Annotated in this window: 17 protein-coding genes; 1 reads left to right on the forward strand and 16 read right to left on the reverse strand. The window is 35.6% G+C overall.

Annotated features, from left to right (window positions below):
• Positions 1-161 precede the first annotated feature (161 nt).
• The 14 genes from dnaI to ACS127_RS16380 all read right to left on the reverse strand — a co-directional run bounded on the left by dnaI (position 162) and on the right by ACS127_RS16380 (position 16,791).
• On the reverse strand, positions 162-1,091 hold the full coding sequence (dnaI, locus tag ACS127_RS16315) for a primosomal protein DnaI (protein WP_440898163.1): 930 nt from the start codon (positions 1,089-1,091) through the stop codon (positions 162-164).
• Between the two features lie 16 nt (positions 1,092-1,107).
• A complete protein-coding gene (locus tag ACS127_RS16320) occupies positions 1,108-2,445 on the reverse strand; it encodes a replication initiation and membrane attachment family protein (RefSeq protein WP_440896076.1) in 1,338 nt (445 codons plus the stop codon).
• Positions 2,446-2,509: 64 nt separating this feature from the next.
• A complete protein-coding gene (gene nrdR / locus ACS127_RS16325) occupies positions 2,510-2,974 on the reverse strand; it encodes a transcriptional regulator NrdR (protein WP_440898164.1) in 465 nt (154 codons plus the stop codon).
• Positions 2,975-2,999: 25 nt separating this feature from the next.
• Positions 3,000-3,392: a cytosolic protein gene (locus tag ACS127_RS16330; protein WP_440896077.1), complete on the reverse strand. Its 393-nt coding sequence runs from the start codon at positions 3,390-3,392 to the stop codon at positions 3,000-3,002.
• Positions 3,393-4,257: 865 nt separating this feature from the next.
• A complete protein-coding gene (locus ACS127_RS16335; RefSeq protein WP_440896078.1) occupies positions 4,258-5,355 on the reverse strand; it encodes a glycerol dehydrogenase in 1,098 nt (365 codons plus the stop codon).
• Positions 5,356-5,444: 89 nt separating this feature from the next.
• Positions 5,445-6,056, reverse strand: a complete 612-nt coding sequence (gene coaE, locus ACS127_RS16340) for a dephospho-CoA kinase (RefSeq protein WP_440896079.1) — start codon at positions 6,054-6,056, stop codon at positions 5,445-5,447.
• A gap of 521 nt (positions 6,057-6,577) precedes the next feature.
• Positions 6,578-7,216 (reverse strand): sporulation membrane protein YtaF, encoded by a 639-nt coding sequence (gene ytaF, locus ACS127_RS16345; RefSeq protein ID WP_440896080.1) that lies wholly within the window; start codon positions 7,214-7,216, stop codon positions 6,578-6,580.
• A 77-nt stretch (positions 7,217-7,293) separates the two neighbouring features.
• A complete protein-coding gene (mutM, locus tag ACS127_RS16350; protein ID WP_440896081.1) occupies positions 7,294-8,124 on the reverse strand; it encodes a DNA-formamidopyrimidine glycosylase in 831 nt (276 codons plus the stop codon).
• Positions 8,125-8,138: 14 nt separating this feature from the next.
• Positions 8,139-10,781: a DNA polymerase I gene (gene polA / locus ACS127_RS16355; protein WP_440896082.1), complete on the reverse strand. Its 2,643-nt coding sequence runs from the start codon at positions 10,779-10,781 to the stop codon at positions 8,139-8,141.
• A gap of 288 nt (positions 10,782-11,069) precedes the next feature.
• Positions 11,070-12,392, reverse strand: a complete 1,323-nt coding sequence (pnpS, locus tag ACS127_RS16360; RefSeq protein WP_440896083.1) for a two-component system histidine kinase PnpS — start codon at positions 12,390-12,392, stop codon at positions 11,070-11,072.
• Positions 12,393-12,442: 50 nt separating this feature from the next.
• Entirely contained in the window at positions 12,443-13,138 is a 696-nt protein-coding gene (locus tag ACS127_RS16365; RefSeq protein ID WP_440896084.1) for a response regulator transcription factor, read from the reverse strand.
• A 455-nt stretch (positions 13,139-13,593) separates the two neighbouring features.
• A complete protein-coding gene (gene icd / locus ACS127_RS16370) occupies positions 13,594-14,865 on the reverse strand; it encodes an NADP-dependent isocitrate dehydrogenase (RefSeq protein ID WP_440896085.1) in 1,272 nt (423 codons plus the stop codon).
• A gap of 108 nt (positions 14,866-14,973) precedes the next feature.
• Positions 14,974-16,089 (reverse strand): citrate synthase, encoded by a 1,116-nt coding sequence (gene citZ / locus ACS127_RS16375; RefSeq protein ID WP_440896086.1) that lies wholly within the window; start codon positions 16,087-16,089, stop codon positions 14,974-14,976.
• A 234-nt stretch (positions 16,090-16,323) separates the two neighbouring features.
• A complete protein-coding gene (locus tag ACS127_RS16380; RefSeq protein ID WP_440896087.1) occupies positions 16,324-16,791 on the reverse strand; it encodes a DUF441 domain-containing protein in 468 nt (155 codons plus the stop codon).
• A gap of 143 nt (positions 16,792-16,934) precedes the next feature.
• Between ACS127_RS16380 and ACS127_RS16385 the strand changes: the two genes are divergently transcribed.
• The gene (locus ACS127_RS16385; protein ID WP_440896088.1) at positions 16,935-18,068 is read left to right on the forward strand and encodes an AI-2E family transporter; all 1,134 of its coding nucleotides are present in this window, start codon (positions 16,935-16,937) and stop codon (positions 18,066-18,068) included.
• Here the strand turns inward: ACS127_RS16385 and ACS127_RS16390 are convergent.
• Positions 18,065-18,460: an FxsA family protein gene (locus ACS127_RS16390; RefSeq protein WP_440896089.1), complete on the reverse strand. Its 396-nt coding sequence runs from the start codon at positions 18,458-18,460 to the stop codon at positions 18,065-18,067. The two genes, ACS127_RS16385 and ACS127_RS16390, sit on opposite strands and share 4 nt — an antisense overlap.
• Before the next feature lie 182 nt (positions 18,461-18,642).
• Positions 18,643-20,406 carry a pyruvate kinase gene (gene pyk, locus ACS127_RS16395; protein ID WP_440896090.1) on the reverse strand — a complete coding sequence of 588 codons (1,764 nt, stop codon included), beginning with the start codon at positions 20,404-20,406 and terminating at the stop codon, positions 18,643-18,645.
• Positions 20,407-20,514 lie beyond the last annotated feature (108 nt).

Here is a 20,514-nt window from a genome sequence, read left to right on the forward strand (position 1 = left end):
CTTACACTGTTATATTGTATGGATGATTTTTTGAAAAAATGATTAATTCACAATTGAAAAAAGACAAGTTATTATTCTTTCTAAAAATGGACGGGTCAATTGACACAGAGTTTCAATAATAGCTTCAAGCGATCTGTCGCTTGAGATATGGATTCTACTGCTTATCTTTGACTTTCACCATTGACTTCAATTGGATCACTAACTTGTTTGATTCGTTCAATGATTCGTCCTGCCTTTAATTGTTCAATATCGCCTCGAGCTGTCATGGATAGATGCTTTTCTAATTGATCAAGGGAATAATTAGAACTAAAGAAAGTTGGTAAACCTTCCATCATTCGATACTGTAAAATTGAACCGAGCACTTCATCTCTAAACCATGCTGATAAGGATTCTGATCCAATATCATCGATCATAAGAGCAGGTATTTTCTTAAATTGATCAATTTTTTTACTAATGGAATCATCTTTGATTGATGATTTTATCTCACGAACAAATTCAGGCATATAAATAAGCATTGATGCTATCTTTCTATCTGCTAATTCATTGGCAATAGCACCTAGAAAATATGTCTTCCCAACACCAAATGGACCGTGAAAATAGAGCCCCTTATTCGGAAGAGCTTTATCAGCCTTATCCAACATCTGATAGATAGCAACGATGGCTGGATGACGTGCTGGATCCTCACCATGTATCTCAGCAATAGAGGCATGTAAAATTTCTTTTGGCATGTATAAGCTTTTAATTAATGAAGATCGCTTCTGCTGTTCTTCTCGTAAAATGGTGTATTTACATTTTTCATAAGTAAGATGAATATTTGTTCCATCCACTTCAATACGTGGCTTATAGCCTGGTAGAATATTGTTAGAACAGCCTCCTTTAGGGCAATTATCACAATCCTTGTTTTGGGATTGATACTCATATAATTTGATTAACTGGCGATCCACAGCTTGATGATCAAGCTGTGGATGATCCTTTAATAATTGTTGAATATCAGGATCACTCATGATATCTGCACGCATTTGTTGATAGACATCTTGAAATGATTGCTTGTCCTTCATCCATCTTTTTAATGATGCCTGAATCGATTCCATTGTTTTCACTCACCTCTTACTCACTCGTTTTTTTACTTTTAAATGCTTTTAATATTTCATCAATATCTTTATCAGATTCAGCAGGTGGTGTCGATTGCTTAGGTTGATTTTTCTTTTGTTTCTTAAACCAGTCAGGGACAATATCTTGACTATTTTTGGGACGATAATAATTAGCCTGCTTCTTTTGATCCCATTGTTGATATTTGTTATTTTCCGATTTAGCTAAGGTCATGGCTTGGTGAACTGTTTTGACATTTTTCCGTGACCAATGACTGGCGATCTTCTCCAAATAAGATTTGGTCAATTTCATATCTGTTTTAAGCATAACATAATGAATGAGGACATTCATTACTCCAGGCTCAAGACCTTGGGCAGCCATCACATTTGCAATCATTCTTAAATCTTGTTGGGACGCCTGATTTCCATTTGATAAATCTTCTAACAATTCCTTTGGACTGATCGTTTCCATTCGTTCAATAAAAAGTTCCTTTTTCGTTTTTGGTTGTTCATCATCTATTTTCACTTTATTTCTTTGATTAACAACATTGATTTGTTCTGGCAAGGTTTCAACTAAGTCTAAACAAGCTATTTTGAACTCTTCTCGATTCAGTTCATGTTCACTAGATATTGCCCATTGAATCGCTTTTTCCAACTGTGTCGTAGTTAACTGATAAAGGGCAGCCATTTGTGTGATTAACTTACAATTCTCATTTGAAAGAATTTTCTTAGTCGGAAGCATGCGATCTTCCAACATCTTCTCTAGCCATTGCCAATCTATTTCAATATTGTTTAAAACAGGAGCAGCTTGATTGGTTTCTTGTTCAACAACTTGAGTATTCGCTTGCTCCATTTGTGAATTGAACGTAAATACATCATTAAAATTTGCGGTAATATTTTCACCCAGCTGACTTGTATCTTCTTGGGTAAAAGAACTAAAAGCCTCTTTTATTGCCTGATGCTTTGGTGTTCCAATTTGATGTAAAAGTAATTGATTTAGTAAATCATCATTTAAAAACTCTCTAGCTGTTAGCGGTATATTTAATTCATAATGATAAACAGTATAATTTTCCTCTTTTAGTTGATAGGTATGAATTAATCCCATCGCTTCACATTTCTTTCGAGCTTGATAAATGATATCTAATGGTTGATTTAAAATTTGCATCAACTGATGGTGTGTATGTTTTTGATTTGTCTGAAATAAATGATGTAAAGTTAAATATAATGCCGTAGCAACCACACCAATAATAGGCTGATATAATTGATAAAGTGCTTGATAATGTTCTTGTGTTAAGGTACTAAATTTTCTAATGCAATAGCCGTCAGAAGGGAGGATTTTCCCAATTGATTGGTGCATGGTCAGCCTCCTTTATTCATTTTGTTATTCTATTATAGCACAAAGAAAAAAGAGCCAAAACGGCTCATTTCTCATTAGAGTAATTCATTAAATCTTTTAATTCATCTAGAAAAACATTAATATCTTTAAATTGACGATAGACAGAAGCAAAGCGTACATAGGCGACATCATCAATATCCGCTAAATGATTCATCACAAGCTCACCGACATCTTTACTTCCTACTTCAGCTGAACCTCGACTACGCAATTCTCTTTCTACCTCTAAAGCTAATTTTTCAAGTTGTTCATGAGAAACTGGTCTTTTTTCACAAGCTTTGATAAGACCCCGGATTAACTTCTCTCTACTAAAGGACTCACGAACACCCTCTTTTTTGACGACGATAAGTGGCATTTCTTCAATTCTTTCAAATGTAGTAAAACGATAACTACATGCTTCACATTCCCGCCGTCTTCTGATCACATCTCCCTCTTCAATTGGGCGAGAGTCTAAGACACGAGTATGTTTATTTTGACAGCTTGGACACCGCATCATTTTTCATTCCCATCTTTGTTTACTAAACTTGACTGTGAACATCTAATACTTGCATTTCCTTCTGCAGGTCTGCATAAAACTTTGTAATTAATTTGTGGCTGAATCCTAGATCAAACAGGCCGCCTTCTGTTGTGATTGAAAAATCAATCGCTGTTTTAAATGGTTTAACCATGACTACTGTTGCAATGACAAAAGCACGTCGTTTTCCTTTATAGTTAACACTAATTTCACCATGACGTTCAGAAGTTGAATTGATTTCACAGCCTGATTGCTGTTTGAAATAGCGAAGCACTGTATCGAAGGCTTTATCTTTTGTTGTTTTAAAATAATGAGTGTTTAGTTCCGGATCCCAATGATTATCGCTTGTTTCAGAATGATTATTAAAAAATTTATTCCATGATTCCTTTAATCCCATAAATGACACCTCGTTAACATATTTTATCAAATGACTCGTTCAGCTTACCAAGATAAAAATCCAAATGATATTTACTAAATTTTATTATAACATATTATAGTCATGATAACGATTATTTTACGATGGAGTTGCCTATAGCAAACATTGAAGAGCCCTACTGAAAAAATTAAATGAGATAAAACGAAACTTCAATCAGTGGGAGCTTTTCGACGCACTAGTCTCTTCGGTGGGACGAGTAATCGCAGTAATGTTGTCAGGTTAAGGCGACCGCTATGGAAAAACACTACGCTTTCCGTGGGCAAGTCTTTTTAATGGGGCGAGTAATCCCAGTCCCAACACCTGCATGATCTACGTCCTATAGACCCCCATCTCCGCGGAAAGCATCCACCTATAGTGGAAAGCACCGATTTTTAATATTTGAATCTTAGCATGCGATTTATCATTTTGAAATGGATTTACTTAATCGATTTTATTAACCTGACAACATTGGTAATCGCAGTCCCAGGACGTCGTGATCTTAGTCTGTATCCCTTAGTCCCACTGATTGTTAAGGAACACAAGCTAACGTCTTCGCGTCCTGCGAAAACGCTTGTGTGACCAACATCGTGTTGGCCTGAGTTTTATGGACGATTATCTGTGATAAAATTTGTGAGATATCGAGTTTTATCGCTTTAACTTTTAGTGGGTATTCAAATAAATTAACGAGTGGGTTGATCAATATAGCAAATTTTATAATGAGGAAAGATATTGAGAGAAACTAAACAGCCTAGTACCGTTAGATTATCAGTACCAGGCTGTAGCGTAAATTTTTGGTTTTTCACTGTCTATTTGATAGGGCGCAGTTCACAGCAACCCATGTTGGAGGTTAAAATAAACTATTACTTAATTGATCCACTGCAATAATGGCATGTGCAACGTCTTCAGCAGTAATGTCTTGAGAAAGATTCTTCATTGTTTCTCCCTCTTGCGTTGCTGCCTCCCCAACTTTTAACAGATCTTCAAAAGATGTTGCATCAAGATGCATTTCTTTTAAAGTTGTAGGTAAACCTAATTCTTGATAAAACTGGATGTAGTTAATTAACTCTGTTTCCGGATGAAGCTCTAACATCAATTGAACTAAAGTGCCATAAGCAACTTTTTCACCATGTGTTAGGTGATGAATATCACCTTCAAGCACCGTAAAACCATTGTGAATCGCATGAGCGCCGGCTAATCCACCTGTTTCAAATCCAAGTCCTGATAATAAGGTGTTTGCTTCTACAACCGCTTCAACATGTTTTGTAACCAAACCCTTTTGTACAGCTTGGTATGCTGGAATACCATAAGCAAATAGAGTCTCCTCACATGTTTTGGCAATAGCTTGAGCCGCCAGACTTGGTTTACCACCAGCCATTGTTAAACCACCACTTTTAACATTTGCTCTTGCTTCTACCCATGTCGCCATGGCATCAGCAATTCCAGAAGAGAAGAATCTGGCAGGAGCTTTTGCAACAACTGCTGTATCAACTAATACGAGATCAGGATTTTTCTTATAAAATTTATAGGATTCGAAAACACCTTCATCACTATAAATAACGGATAAAGCACTAGTCGGAGCATCAGTCGAAGCTGTTGTAGGTACAATGACAATTCCTACGTCAAGTCCATCTGCAATCGCCTTTGCTGCATCTAAAGTCTTTCCACCGCCCACACCGAGTACTAAATCGACGTTATTCTCCTTACCTTGTTCGACAACGCGATCTATTTCATTTATCGATGCTTCTCCATTAAATTCTACAAAGTGAAAATCTAATTTCTCATGATTAAAACTCGTTTGAATTTGTTCACCTGTGATTTCCCATACTGTTTGATCGGACAAGATTAATGGTTTTTTCCCTAGAACGTGTACATATTTCCCGACATTGTTTAATTCATTTTTTCCTTGAATATACTTGCTTGGTGATGTGAAAATAGTTGCTGACATTTACATATCTCCTATACAATATATTTTTACTGCTTCTTTTAATAGTATACCCCAGTTTTAATTTGAAGGGCAAATAGTTTGCTCATAAATTAACAATCTTTTTTGTTGTCTTTTAATTGTGTGATTAATTGCCGAAATTGCTGCGCCGTTTCTTGTTTCGAATCATTGTTGTCAATGAGGAAATCAGCTTTTTGTTTCTTTTCCTCAATCGACATTTGAGCTTCTATCCGTTGTCTTGCATGTTCTTCAGTTAATTGATCTCGTCTTTTCAAACGTTCAAGTTGTTTCTCGGGTGAAGTATAAACAACAATTACTTTTTCAACAAGCTTGATTAAATTTAATTCAAATAAAAGTGGAATGTCTAAAATAATTAAAGTGTGATCTTCGGCAATCAAGCGGTCTCTTTCTTTAATGATTTGATCAATGATAATTGGATGTACAATGCCATTTAATTGATCTCGTTTTTCTTGATTATTAAAAATGAGTTGCGCCAATTTTTTACGATCAATGGACTGATCAGTAGCTAAAATGTCTCGACCAAATGCTGACACAATCTTCTGATAAGCTTCACGGTCAGGTTCTACTACCTGCCGTGAAATCAGATCAGCATCTACAATTGGAATTCCTTCTTTTTTAAATAGTTTTGCAACTGTACTTTTTCCGGTTGCAATACTTCCAGTCAACCCGATCACAAGTGTCATCATTATCACCTACATCTTTAATCATTAATTTAAATTCCCCTGTAGACAGTGTTAGTCGCTAAAATCAATTAACCAAAAGCTTTCCTTGAATACTGATAAAACGAAACTTCAATCAGTGGGAGTTTTTCGACGCATAGGATGTACTAGTGCAGACGTTACGATAGGACGTCGTGATCTTAGTCTGTATCCCTTAGTCCCACTGACTGGGACTGGGGCTGTGATTACTCGCCCCACCGAAGACATTTGCGATTACTCGTCCCACCGAAAACATTTGTTTAGTTAAGTGAATCAGGACATTAGCTCACCTGTAGCTCCCGCCTAATAGATTTGTTTCCTCTCTATTAGGAAGGACCACAGGCTAAAACCACCACATCGTGTGGTAACGCCTGCGTGACCAACGTCGTGGGACTGGGACTGCGGTTACTCGCCCCACCGAAGATATTTGCGGTTACTCGCCCCATCGAACCCCATTGTTGCCCCGAGTTTTACGGACGGTTATCTGTGATAAATGTTTAAAGGCTTCATACTGGGATAAATAAACGGCTGATACCAATTAAAATAAGCAGTAACCCGGGAATATAGCGAATCGATGCATGTAATTCCTTTTGGGCAAATTTACCTCCAATAAAAAGTCCAAGTACTAAAAAGGCAATTGTCATCAATATGATTAAGACAATAGCAACCAAGCGAAAGCCTACTAAGGAAGCACCCAGTCCGGCAGCACCAGCATCAATCGATAGCGCTAAAGCTAGCCAGATTGTTTCAAGCCCAGTAATATCTCCCGATTGGTCAAGATCCGCAAGCACTGGCTTATTAAAAATTTTTATGACAATATCCATTCTTTTGAATTTCAAATGATAGCTTTTACTTGAGCTGGGTTTTTCCTGTGGTTGATCAAAGGAAAACAAACTATAACAGCCTAACCCAATTAATAAAACAGCCCCAATCACAGTCATCAGTGTCTCTGTAATAAAAAAAGCAAGTACTTGACCAGCAATCATCGAAAGACCGAAAGCTAATCCTGAACAAATACCGATTAAACCAATCACAGTTGGCGCTAAGTTTAATTTTTTCAATCCATAACTAAATGCAACCATAAAGCTATCGATACTCACCGCAATGACTAAAAAAAATAAGGAGAGTATATCGAACATCTCCATACACATCCTCTCCAAGTTCAATAAATTAACTTGGAATAGTATATGGATAGACAAAAAAAGATGTGAGTATATTGTGTTTAAGATATCATTTGACAAGTTGGGCAAACGTGAGTGCCACGATTAGATACCTTGAACTTTTCGATTTCACTTCCGCATTTTTTGCATGGTGTGCCCGTTTGTCCATAAACAAACAGTTCTTGTTGAAACATTCCGATATCACCAAGGCTGTTCACATAGCTTCTAATAGTTGTACCACCTTGTTTAATTGCTTCTTTGAGTGTGTCTTGAGCTTCTTTTAAAATACGTTCAACTTCTTCTTCCGTTAATGTCGTTCCCTTGCGAAGCGGATGAATATTTGCTCGAAATAAAGTTTCATCAACATAAATATTCCCAAGCCCTGCAATAACCGTTTGATCTAATAATATATTCTTGATTACGCGATTACTTTTTTGTATTTTTGGAAAGATCCTTTCCAATGAGTAATTAGTTTCAAAAGGATCGGGACCTAATTGGATTAAGGGCGCTGATTGATCAGCTTGATCTTTGGGAAACAAATGCATTGTACCAAATTTCCGAACATCATGATAACGCAAGGTCTTCCCACTTTCAAAATGAAAAATAACATGGGTATGTTTATCTTTCTCAATTTCAGCAGAATATACACCATATTTCCCTTCCATTCTGAGATGAGAAACAAGTGAGTAATGTTCCAACTCAAAGATAAGAAACTTCCCTTTTCGCTTCACATCAATAATCTTCTCATTTTCAAGAGCAACTTTGAAAATTGATACATCATCTGGTTTTTTAATCATCCTTGGCCAATAAACCTCAACCTTTGTAATTGCTTCCCCTTTGACAAGTTCTAATAAAGTCTTTCTGACTGTTTCTACTTCTGGTAATTCTGGCATAACGATTTTCCTCTCTACTTTGCATCATACCATGTCTGACCCTCTGATGAGTCAACTTTTAATGGCACGATCAATTCAACTGTTTCTTCCATTATTTTCGGTACAAGCTCTTTTAATTTGTCTACTTCATCTTTTGGTGCTTCTAAAATGAGCTCATCATGTACTTGTAATAATAAGCGAGCCGTTTGTTTTTCGGATTTTAAAGCATGATCTAAATCAATCATTGCTTTTTTTATAATATCGGCAGCACTTCCTTGAATCGGTGTATTCATCGCTGTTCGCTCGGCAAAACTTCTTTGATTAAAGTTGCGGCTTGTAATTTCGGGTAAATAACGTCTTCGATTCATTAATGTTTTAACATAGCCTTCCAATTTTGCTTGATGAACAATATCATCCATATAATTCTTTACACCTGGATAACTTTCAAAATAACGATCAATAAAAGCTTGGGCTTCCTTCCGCGTAATTTTTAAATTTTGCGACAAGCCATAATCACTAATACCATAGACAATTCCAAAATTCACTGCTTTGGCTTGTCTCCTCATTAAATCATCAACTTGATCAGCCTCAACATGGAAGATATCCATCGCTGTTTGGGTATGAATATCGCGATCTTCTCTAAAAGCAGTCATTAATTTCTCATCCTTTGCAATGTGAGCTAAGACACGCAATTCAATTTGTGAATAGTCAAAGGCTAGGATGACCCAATCTTTTTCACTCGGAATAAAAGCTTTTCTAATTTTACGTCCTTCTTCTAAACGAATTGGGATATTTTGCAGATTGGGTTCAATTGAACTTAAACGCCCTGTTTGAGTTAGAGCTTGGTTGAACCTTGTATGAATTTTATTATCTTTATGGATGACTTTTAACAAGCCTTCGATATAAGTCGATTGTAATTTACCTAATTGGCGATACAATAGAATTTTAGTAATAATTGGATGTTTATCTTCTAATTTATCTAATACATCAGCTGACGTTGAATAACCTGTCTTGGTTTTCTTAATCACAGGTAAATTCAATTTTTCAAACAAAATCACACCTAATTGCTTAGGTGAATTTATGTTGAAATTTTCACCTGCTAATTGATATATTTCAGCTTCAATTGTTGTCAATCTCTCTTTTAATTCAACTTGCATAACATTTAATTGCTCTTGATCAACGCGTACCCCAGTTGCTTCCATTTCACCTAATATGATCGCTAATGGTAATTCAAGGTCTTTTAATAACGACTTTTGTTCATTTTCCTTTAATTTAGCTACCGCAGTTTCTTTTAGTTGAAAAAGTGCTTTTGCTTTTCGAATCACATGATCAGCTAGCTGTGATTGTTCAGGTACATGTGACTTAGCCCCTTTACCATACACTTCTTCATCGAATAACAAATCTTCAAATCCTAGACGATGACTAATGGCAGGAATATCATGACTATTCTCAGCTGGATTAATTAAATAAGAAGCGAGTAATAAATCAAAGGTAATACCCTGCACCCTTATACCATGACGCAATAAGCTCACCATCACTTTTTTCGAATCAAAGGTCAATTTTTTTTGCTTCGGGTCTTCAAGCCATTGCTTAAATAAATCAGAATTCATAGCTAATTCTGTTGGCACAAAATAATAGCCTTTTTCATTAGCAAGCCCAAGCCCAAGAATATCTGCTTTATGATAGTTCTCTTCAAGCATCTCGACAACAAGAGCATCATTACCTGTAAAAGTAATTTCATCGATATTTTCAACAATCTTCAGATCCATTGAACTCAAACGTTCAGTTGAATTTTCACCTTCATCTGCTTCATTACCGACTGTATTTAACAAAGATTTGAAGCCTAAATTCTTAAACAATGTGCGTAATTTATTATCATCATAACCCTGATAAATGGCTTGGTCTAAATTAACTTCAATTGGTGAATTTTGATTAATCGTCACTAATTTTTTACTCATAAAAGCTGATTCCTCATGGGTTGTCAACTTTTCCTTAAGTTTTTTTCCACTAACTTCATCAAGGTGTTGATAAATATTTTCTAAGGTGTCAAACTGTTTCAATAACTTAATCGCTGTTTTTTCTCCAACTCCCGGAACACCTGGAATATTATCTGAACTATCACCCATCAAAGCTTTCATATCAATGATTTGATTCGGTTCAAGCTCTAATTTTTCTTTTAAAAACTCTGGTGTATAAACATCGACTTCACTTATTCCTTTCCGGGTAATATGAACATGGACATCATTAGAAACCAATTGAAGCATATCTTTATCACCAGAAATGACTTGGACATTAAAACCTGATTCTGTCGCAGATTTAGCTAAAGTTCCAATAATATCATCTGCTTCATATTGTTCTAATTCGTAATGGACAACTGAGCTCGCATCTAATAATTCACGAACTAAAAGGAATTGTTCTGATAGTTCTGGAGGTGTTTTTTGTCTTCCTCCTTTATATTCTTTATAGGTTTCATGACGAAATGTTGTTTTTCCAGCATCAAAAGCAACTAGCATATGTGTAGGATTTTCTTCCTCTAATACACGCATAAGCATTTTTGTAAAGCCAAAAACAGCATTTGTATAAACACCTTTATCATTTGTTAGTAAAGGAAGAGCAAAAAAAGCACGATATAAAATACTATTCCCATCAATCAGAACAAGTTTTTGTTTTGAAGTCATAAATTAATCTCCTTTATCTTTGTTTCTTACCTTCTATCTTACCACGTTTACACAATTTAAAAATAATAATGTGATTTTTTCTACTCATTGCATGGAAAACATAGAGTAGCATTAAAAAATATTCGCTGTAAATTTTTGCAAGCAGCACCTGATAATTGATCAGAAGGATTTATGCAAGGCTACTACCAAGAAAGATAAAAAAACTCTTATTCTTGCCGTACCAATGCTCTGTAGCTTTCCTTAGACGAAACAAAAAAACGAGTTTTTTACCCGTTTTTTTGTGATAAACTATTTATGAGCTGGTAACAATATTTTAAAAGTTGAGCCGACGTTCAGTTCACTTTCCACTTCAATAGAGCCTTTATGTGCTTCAACTATATGTTTAACAATAGCTAATCCTAAACCTGTTCCACCTGTATCACGGCTTCTCGCTTTATCAACGCGATAAAAACGTTCAAAAATACGATCAATTGCTTCCCTAGAGATACCTATTCCATTATCTTCTACTGATATTTCAATCCACTGATTTGAACGCTTAGCTGTAATCATAACAGTGCCATTTTCCTTCGTGTAATTAATCCCATTGTATAGCAAATTTAACATAACTTGTTTAAGTCGAGCTTCATCACCGATTAAGGACAAATTATTATCCACTTTCAATATTAAATGAATACCTTTTTTCTCAGCTTGGTCATTCACCATCGTCACACTATCCTCAATGAGGGGTGAAAGGTCAACTCTTCTTAATTCAATATCAAATTCATCTCTTTCAAGTTTAGATAACTGCAATAAATCATGGATCAGTGCTTGTAAACGATCACTTTCTTTATAGATAATGGTCAGAAATTTTTCTTGAAGTGAACGGTCTCCGATCTCATCATCAAGCATGGTTTCAGCAAAACCTTTAATTGAAGTGATCGGTGTTTTCAATTCATGTGAAACATTAGCAACAAAATCTTTTCGGATTTGTTCAACATGCTTTAGCTCTGTAATATCATGGAAAACAAATACAAGCCCTCGTAATTCTTTACTTTCATTAAAAAAAGGAACAGCTACAATTTCGATATAAAGTGTTTGTCCATCCTTTTCTAATATGATTGAGTTTCGGATCGTTTCCTCATACAAAAAGACTTTTTGAGCCGAGTGATAGATTTTTTTTTGTTTTAACACATGATAATACAGTTGATTATTAGCTTCATCTTCTGTTTTATCAAATAAATCAGTGAACTTTCGATTAATAAGTTGGACATAGCCTTGGGTATCTAATAACATAATCCCACTTTCCATATGATCGATCACTGTGAGTAATTGCCGACTATGCATTTTATCTTGTCTATTTAAATTTTGCAGATTAAAAGCTAGTTTATTAACCGCATAACCTAATTTATCCACATTGTAATGCGTTTTTTCATATGCTCGAACCGAATAATTACCTTTAATCAATTCCTGTAGAACGGCTGTAATTTGATTGGTTGGTTTAAAATAATTTAGGTGTATTTGATAAAGCATAACAATGATGAATGCGTAAGCCCCTACTAAAATAGTAACCATGATCGGCCGGTCACCACCACTTGCTAAAGGGACTAGTAAAATTAAGACTGTCAAAAACATGATGGTAACAATCGACACATAGATGAAAAATATAAATCGGCTGCTTTTCTTCAATCGCTAGGCTCCTCCATTTTATAGCCTAAGCCCCTAACCGTTTTAATGTAAACCGGTTGCTTGGTATCAGGTTCAATTTTTTCACGGATATGACTCACGTGGACATCAACAATCCGTGTATCACCTGAGAAATCATAATTCCAAACCGCGCTTAACAATTGATCACGTGATAGGACTTTTTCTTTATGTCTTGCTAAATAAACCAATAACTCAAATTCCTTTCGTGTAAAGGTCAAAACCTTGTCATCTATTGTCGCTTCATATTGCTCTGGATAAATAATCAATTGACCAATTTTAAAATAAGGCAGTTCACTTTTTGTTTGTTTATGGGTTCGGCGAAGAATCGCTTTAATACGTGCAATAACCTCTTTCGGGCTGAACGGTTTGGTTAAATAATCATCCGCCCCTAATTCTAGGCCAAGAACCTTGTCCAATTCATCATCTTTGGCTGTGAGCATTAGGATAGGAGTATCTGTTTTTTCTTGTCTTAATTTTTTACAAACTTCTGTCCCTTCCATTCCTGGTAACATTAAATCGAGTACAATAAGATCAAACGGTTCATGAATAGCTTTGTCATATGCCTCTGTTCCAGAATAAGCAACAGCTGTATCGAATCCTGCTCTTTCAATATTGTATTGCAGCAGTGTAACGATTGATTTCTCATCATCAACAATCAAGATCTTCTGTTTCATCATCTTGCCCCCCCACTGTCTTTATACTAATCATACAATGTTCGTCTCAAATTGTGAATGAATAAGACCAGAATAATATGTAAAATTTTATTTACAATGTTAAAATTTCTTTATTTTAGTATTCAACAGTTGAAAGGAAAAATACTGACAAATGCGCATTTGTCAGTATTTTAGTTGTACAATACGTTGGTGAATATAAAGTTAAAATGAAACAAACTACGCTTTTTCTGTTGGGAGTGCGAAATAACTTGGTTTACACTTATAATAACTTGTGCATTGAGGACATATGGCTATCAACATTTTTTTATAAAAATCAAATAACGCTTCATTCTAAACACAAATCTATCGAAAAATAACCAAAAAGAATCACGATTCAAAACAGTTTAACAACTGTTTTGAATCGTGATAAACATGTCGACTAAATTTCTTCACCAATATTATTGGACAAAAAAACTTTAATCCATATTTTTTATCAATTCATTGGCGAAGTTTGATGTCTTCACTTCTTTTGCTCCATCCATTAAGCGAGCAAAGTCATAAGTAACAACTTTTGAACCAATTGTTTTATTCATAGATTCTGTGATTAGATCGGCAGCTTCATTCCAACCTAAGTGTTCAAGCATCAATACTCCAGACAAGATTACGGAAGACGGATTAACTTTATCAAGGCCCGCATACTTTGGTGCTGTACCATGCGTTGCTTCAAAGATTGCGTGACCCGTCTCATAATTAATGTTAGCACCTGGTGCAATACCGATTCCGCCAACTTGTGCTGCCAATGCATCCGAAATATAATCGCCATTAAGATTCATTGTCGCCACAACATCAAATTCTTTTGGACGTGTTAGAATTTGCTGTAAGAAGATATCTGCAATCGCATCTTTGACAATAATTTTGCCTGCTTCTTCTGCTTTTCTTTGTGCCAGATCAGCAGCATCACGGCCTTCTTTTTCAACTATCTTATCATATTCAGCCCAAGTGAAAACCTTATCACCATATTCCTTTTCAGCTAATTGATATCCCCAATTTTTAAAGGCACCCTCTGTGTACTTCATAATATTACCCTTATGAACGAGTGTTACACTCTGGCGGCCTTCTTTAATAGCATAATCAATGGCTGCGCGAACAAGGCGGTGTGTACCTTCTTCAGAGACAGGTTTAATACCAATTCCCGATGTTTCTGGAAATCGAATATTCGTTACTCCCATTTCATTTTTCAGAAATTCAATTAATTGTTTAGCTTCTGTTGATCCTTTTTCCCACTCAATACCAGCATAAATATCTTCTGTATTTTCTCGAAAAATAACCATGTCTGTATCCTCAGGCCGTTTAACAGGTGAAGGAACCCCCTCAAAATAGCGAACAGGACGAAGACAAGTGAAAAGATCTAACTTTTGACGTAGAGCAACGTTTAGTGAGCGAATACCGCCCCCGATTGGAGTAGTTAAAGGACCTTTAATTGCAATCTTGTATTCTCTAATAGCATCAAGCGTTGCTTCTGGAAGCCATTCTCCAGTTGTTTTAAATGCTTTTTCACCAGCTAATACCTCTTTCCAAACAATGCTCTTTTCACCATTATATGCTTTCTCAACAGCCGCTTCCAATACACGACTAGAAGCAGCCCATATATCTGGTCCTGTCCCATCTCCTTCAATAAATGGGATGATCACATGATTTGGCGTATTCAAAACACCATTTTCTACAATAACTTTTTCTCCTTTTGACATAAAAGGTCCCTCCTAAATATATTTTAGACTCTATTTCTAATAGGAAATACTTTCTCACACTACCATCGATAAAAGACGATTCTTTTTACTCATGTAAATAGAGACTATTTATCGATCTGAAATTGGCGTATAAACAAGATCTTGTGGGCCAATGTAATTTGCACGCGGACGTATTAGTCGATTATTATCATATTGTTCAAGCATATGAGCTATCCAACCTGAAGTCCGGCTCATTGCAAAAATCGGAGTAAATAAATCGTGGTCAATCCCCATAGAATGGTATGTAGATGCGGAATAAAAGTCTACATTTGCAGGAAGACCTTTTTCTTTTTTCATATAATCTTCAATAATTTCTGAAATTTGATGCCATTTTTCTTGTCCAGCTCTTTTCGTGAGCTTTTTGGACATTGCTTTTAAATACTTTGCTCTTGGGTCGCCTGTTTTATAAACACGATGTCCCATTCCCATGATTTTTTCTTTATTGATGATTTTCTCTTTTAAGAAGGGAAGAGTCTGGTCAACTTCACCAATCTCCATGAGCATCTTAATCACTTGCTCATTAGCACCACCATGAAGCTCTCCTTTTAAAGCGCCAATTGCCGCTGTTAAACCCGAATATAAATCAGACAAAGTTGCCACACAAACACGAGCTGTAAAAGTTGATGCATTTAATTCATGGTCAGCATGCAAAATCAATGCCTGATCAAATGCTTCTACTTCTAGTGGGTCAACTGGCTCACCCTTTAACATATACAAAAAGTTTTCAGCATAACTATATTCCTTTTTAGGCTTTATCGGTTCTTTGCCTTGACGCATACGAGAAAATGACGTTATTACAGTTGCAATTCGTGCCTGTAGTCGAAGGGCTTTCTCCATTTGCGCATCTTTATAAGTTAGCGCATCATCTGGATCATAAGCACCCAATAAAGAGATCATGGAACGTAAAATAGACATTGGCTGTATTTTTTCTAGGTCCATGTACTGTAAATGTGTGTAAATTTCTTCTGGAAGCTCCATCTCTTGAAATAGCTGCTCCTTAAAATCAGTTAATTCTGACTTATTAGGTAAGCATTTATACCATAAGAGATATACAACTTCTTCAAAGTTTGAATACTTTATCAGATCATCAATTGAATAGCCTACATATGATAGCTTATTATCAATAATAGACGTAATATTTGATTCTGCGACTATAACCCCTTCTAGACCCTTTACTGTTGACATATCGTCTCCTCCCTTTACTGAAAAATTTAAACGATGTAATCAAGCAAAACTTCACACGGTGGACATATTTTATTATTGCTGAATGGAACTCTCTCTACGACAACGATTACCTGTCCCACTATAAACAAACATGATTTTGCATTGGGTGTTGATCGCTAATTTGTCATATTTAGATTCCGCTCATATTCTTGAAGTGGTGGTCTTAAAACCAGTTAAGCAGCAGTAATACGTAGTTTAATTGGTGAAAAAGAAATCAACAATACGCATAATCATATAGGCGATTCCTGCACCAATTAACGGACCCACAGCTACCCCTTGTAAAAAAACAACGGCAATAATGGTACCCATAACAAGTGCTGTTGTTAAATGCGGATCATTTGCAAGTAAGTCTAGTCCCCCTCTTGCCACAAGAGCAACAAATAGACCAGAACCTAAAGCAATCCAACCATAATAATTTTTCACACTATCAGCTAACTCTTTAAAACCAATTTCTCCTGTTGCGATCGGGACTAATACTGAGATCGTAATAATAGTAATACCTATCGTCATTCCTTTTTCCTGTAAAAATGGGAATGCCTTTGTATCCAGTTTCAATAGTTGAATCCCTAGCAATACATAAACAGCTATCATAATTGATTGGTTTTTTCCAATGTAGCCTAGTATAAATAATAAAATTAAAAAGACTGTCGATGAATTGATCATACTCTAACTCCTAAAGTTAATCATACCTTAAACCTTTCTTATCCTAATATATTATCATAAAAGATCAGAATTATAAAAGATCTGGGCATGATCTGTTTTATCTTATCATATTTTAAACTATAAACCTAGTAGAAGACAAGCAGGTGATTGAACTGACGACTACAGATTATAAAGCGATGTTGCTAAGGATATTAAATATTATCCTAATCATCAGTCTAAGTGCTGTGATTATTTTTTTAATCACCAAATACTTATTTCCTTTCATCATTGTTATTGGGTTGAGTGCTCTATTACAAAAACCCGTTCAATTTATTAAACGAGTATTAAAAGTTAACCATGTTATTGCTGTTTTAATTAGTCTTTCATTAATTTTAGCCACCATCATCATTGGATTTGGTCTGATCATTATCTATTTAATTGACATATTTGATACCATTATTATTCAATTTCCATTTTATTTCAATACAATTATTGAAGCCTTTAAAATTCAATTAGATCATTTTGTTACGTATACCCTATCTAATCTTGAGCAACTTTTAAATCGATTAAACTTTAGTTTAACTGAATATTTAATGAACATGATGGACAGCCTTTACGCTTTAGTCTTGTCAATTAGTCAGAAATTAGCTAATCAACTTGTTCCTTTTGTATCGGAAACAATCATTCAAACGATTGAAATTACATCAACATCGATTATTGTTTTAATTCTTACCGTTTTATTAAGTAAAGATTGGCAGGTATATTTAGAGAAAGTTTCTCAATCACTGCCGCAAAGTTCAATCAAAAAAATAGCTGAGGTTCGCAAGCACTTTATTAATATTGGTTGGGGGTATTTGAAAGCACAATTAATTGTCTCCAGTGTAACGACTCTTATCTTATTGATAGGTTTTAATCTCTTGAAGATAGAAAATGCTTTAGCATTAGCGTTCACTTTTGGGTTAATTGATTTAGTTCCTTTAATTGGGGTTGGCTTGTTACTTTGGCCATGGATGATTTATTCATTAATCACCGGCGGGTTTATTCTAACTATTAAGTTATCAGTCATTTATATTATTATTGTCTGTGTAAGACAATTATTAGAACCACGTTTAGTTTCAAAGCAAATTGGATCGAATTCTTTATTTGTAATCGGCATAGGTTACCTGTGTTATTCACTATTTGGCATTTTTGGTCTTCTATTCACACCACTTATTTTGATCTCTGTTCAAACTATTAAAGCAAGTGAGCTAGACCAAATCATGCTACATTATATTCGCTTTGGAAAGCAATTGCCTTAAAAGCGGCGATAAATAACGGTATGGCCCCGATTAATCATATTTTGAATAATAGCTTTAAACCAATTTTTTAGTAAAGGACGTGTGAATGGTAATAATAAAATTAAGCCTACTACATCTGTAATAAAACCTGGCGTTAATAGCAGAATACCACCTAATAGAATACAGATACCATCAAAAATTTCTTCAGTGGGACGTTGCCCATTTTGCATACTTTGTTGAGCTCGTCTCAATGTATCGATCCCTTGCTGTTTTGCTAAAGTTCCACCTATTAAACCTGTTAAAACAATTAGGCCAATAATTGACCAACCACCGACGTGTGAACCCGCCCAAATAAACAGGGCTATTTCAAGTGTAGGTATACTAATCATTAATAATAATAGCCATTTAAACATTCGAACACTCCTCATCTGCAGAACTTCTGAAGAACTTTTTTACATTGATTAAAAAAATTTACTACTGCTAAGCCTTTATCAAAAAAACCTAGTTTTCTAAATGCTATTTATATAGTCTTTTTAATAGTGAAAAAAGGGGTTATAACCCCTTTTTCCCTACTGTTTTATTCATGTTTACTTAATTATAGGATGCTGGCTCTTCCTGAGTAAATATCGCCTTTTTTAGCATCCACTGTGATTTCATTTCCTTCTTCTAATACAGTCATAGCATTATCAACACCCACTATAACAGGAATAGCTAAGTCTAATCCAATTAAAGCTGCGTGTGAAGTCAATCCGCCTTCAACGGTGATGATACCACTTACTTTTTCTAAAGCTGGCATCATTTCTTTATCAGTACCTTGAGTGACAAGAATATCACCATATCTTACTTTTTCATTTGCTTCAGCTGCCGTATTAGCTATAGTAACGCGACCAAATGAGCTGCCTTTACCGATCCCTTGTCCCTTTGTTAAAACGTCGCCAATAATATGAACTTGCATCATATTAGTTGTTCCACTTTCACCCACAGGAACACCAGCTGTAATCACAATACGATCACCACGTTTTAATTGGTTTGTTTCTATCGCGCGGTCAATAGCTACGTTAAGAACTGCGTCAGTTGTATAGGCGAACTCACTAACAACTGAGTGAACACCCCATGTTAAAGCTAGACGACGGCTGGCTCCTTCATCAAATGTAACCGCAATAATTGATGCTTTGGGACGATACTTAGAGATCATCCGAGCTGTATATCCACTAACAGTTGGTGTTAAGATCGCCTCAACATCTAGATTCATAGCTGTGTGGTTAACAGATTGACTAATAGCATCTGTCATTGTCATCTCACTTGATTTTGTTTGCTTAGATAAAATCGCCTTATGATCTAGAGCAGATTCTGTTTTGATAGCAATATTATGCATGGTTTGAACAGCTTCAACTGGATAATCACCAGCTGCCGTTTCCCCAGACAACATAATCGCATCTGTTCCGTCAAAAATCGCATTAGCGACGTCAGAAGCTTCTGCACGAGTAGGTCTTGGATTACGCTCCATTGAATCTAACATTTGAGTTGCTGTAATAACTGGTTTACCCGCAATATTACACTTATGAATCATTGATTTTTGAACAACCGGTACATCTTCTGGTGGAATCTCAACCCCTAAATCACCACGAGCAACCATTAAGCCATCAGATACTTGTAAAATAGAGTCTAGATTATCTACACCTTCTTGGTTTTCAATTTTGGGTATAATGTGAATATTTTTTCCGCCATTATTGTCAAGGTGCTCCCGAATAGCTAGTACATCAGAGGCACGACGAATAAATGAAGCTGCAACAAAGTCAACATCTTGCTCAATACCAAATAAAATATCGTTGGCGTCTTTTTCTGTCATACCTGGCAAGTTGACACTCACATTTGGCACGTTTACTCCTTTTTTATTTTTCAAAGTACCTGAGTTCAATGCCTTTGTTTTAAGTTCTTTTTCCGCTTCAAGAATCTCAATAATTTCAAGCTCAATTAACCCATCATCTAATAGAATTTTAGAGCCGACATGTACATCATCGATAAGCTCGGGATAAGTAATAGCAAATTTCTCATTTGTTCCTAAAATCGTTTCATCCATTGAAATGTTAATTGTTTGACCCTTAACAATGTCAACCTTACCTTCAGCCATAATTCCAGTGCGTATCTCTGGCCCTTTTGTATCTAAAAGAATCGCAACTGTTTTGCCTAATTTCTTTGATGCTTCTCGAATATTTCTAATACGATTACCATGTTCCTCAAAATCACCATGTGAAAAATTCAACCGGGCAACATTCATTCCAGCTGCAATTAACTCTGTTATCTTTTCAACGGATTCTGAAACGGGGCCAATCGTACAAACAATCTTTGTTTTCCTCATTACTTTTTTCCTCCTTCGTATTATAAAGCACTATATTATCTATATCACTCACGCTCCGGTATGATTGCGTCCGGAGTGCTTAACTTAATCAGCAAGGTGTTAGAATCC

The sequence above is a fragment of the Amphibacillus sp. Q70 genome (genome assembly GCF_052055485.1).
GTDB lineage: Bacteria > Bacillota > Bacilli > Bacillales > Amphibacillaceae > Amphibacillus.

What these genes read in the sequence shown, in the direction of transcription:
- ACS127_RS16320 (WP_440896076.1), bottom strand. Translation starts at nt 2,445, where the DNA reads ATGCACCAATCAATTGGGAAAATCCTCCCTTCTGACGGCTATTGCATT.
- ACS127_RS16390 (WP_440896089.1), bottom strand. Translation starts at nt 18,460, where the DNA reads ATGTTTAAATGGCTATTATTATTAATGATTAGTATACCTACACTTGAA.
- ACS127_RS16365 (WP_440896084.1), bottom strand. Translation starts at nt 13,138, where the DNA reads ATGAAACAGAAGATCTTGATTGTTGATGATGAGAAATCAATCGTTACA.
- polA (WP_440896082.1), bottom strand. Translation starts at nt 10,781, where the DNA reads ATGACTTCAAAACAAAAACTTGTTCTGATTGATGGGAATAGTATTTTA.
- ACS127_RS16330 (WP_440896077.1), bottom strand. Translation starts at nt 3,392, where the DNA reads ATGGGATTAAAGGAATCATGGAATAAATTTTTTAATAATCATTCTGAA.
- pyk (WP_440896090.1), bottom strand. Translation starts at nt 20,406, where the DNA reads ATGAGGAAAACAAAGATTGTTTGTACGATTGGCCCCGTTTCAGAATCC.
- icd (WP_440896085.1), bottom strand. Translation starts at nt 14,865, where the DNA reads ATGTCAAAAGGAGAAAAAGTTATTGTAGAAAATGGTGTTTTGAATACG.
- mutM (WP_440896081.1), bottom strand. Translation starts at nt 8,124, where the DNA reads ATGCCAGAATTACCAGAAGTAGAAACAGTCAGAAAGACTTTATTAGAA.
- citZ (WP_440896086.1), bottom strand. Translation starts at nt 16,089, where the DNA reads ATGTCAACAGTAAAGGGTCTAGAAGGGGTTATAGTCGCAGAATCAAAT.
- ACS127_RS16335 (WP_440896078.1), bottom strand. Translation starts at nt 5,355, where the DNA reads ATGTCAGCAACTATTTTCACATCACCAAGCAAGTATATTCAAGGAAAA.
- dnaI (WP_440898163.1), bottom strand. Translation starts at nt 1,091, where the DNA reads ATGGAATCGATTCAGGCATCATTAAAAAGATGGATGAAGGACAAGCAA.
- ytaF (WP_440896080.1), bottom strand. Translation starts at nt 7,216, where the DNA reads ATGGAGATGTTCGATATACTCTCCTTATTTTTTTTAGTCATTGCGGTG.
- pnpS (WP_440896083.1), bottom strand. Translation starts at nt 12,392, where the DNA reads ATGTTTTTGACAGTCTTAATTTTACTAGTCCCTTTAGCAAGTGGTGGT.
- ACS127_RS16380 (WP_440896087.1), bottom strand. Translation starts at nt 16,791, where the DNA reads ATGATCAATTCATCGACAGTCTTTTTAATTTTATTATTTATACTAGGC.
- coaE (WP_440896079.1), bottom strand. Translation starts at nt 6,056, where the DNA reads ATGACACTTGTGATCGGGTTGACTGGAAGTATTGCAACCGGAAAAAGT.
- nrdR (WP_440898164.1), bottom strand. Translation starts at nt 2,974, where the DNA reads ATGCGGTGTCCAAGCTGTCAAAATAAACATACTCGTGTCTTAGACTCT.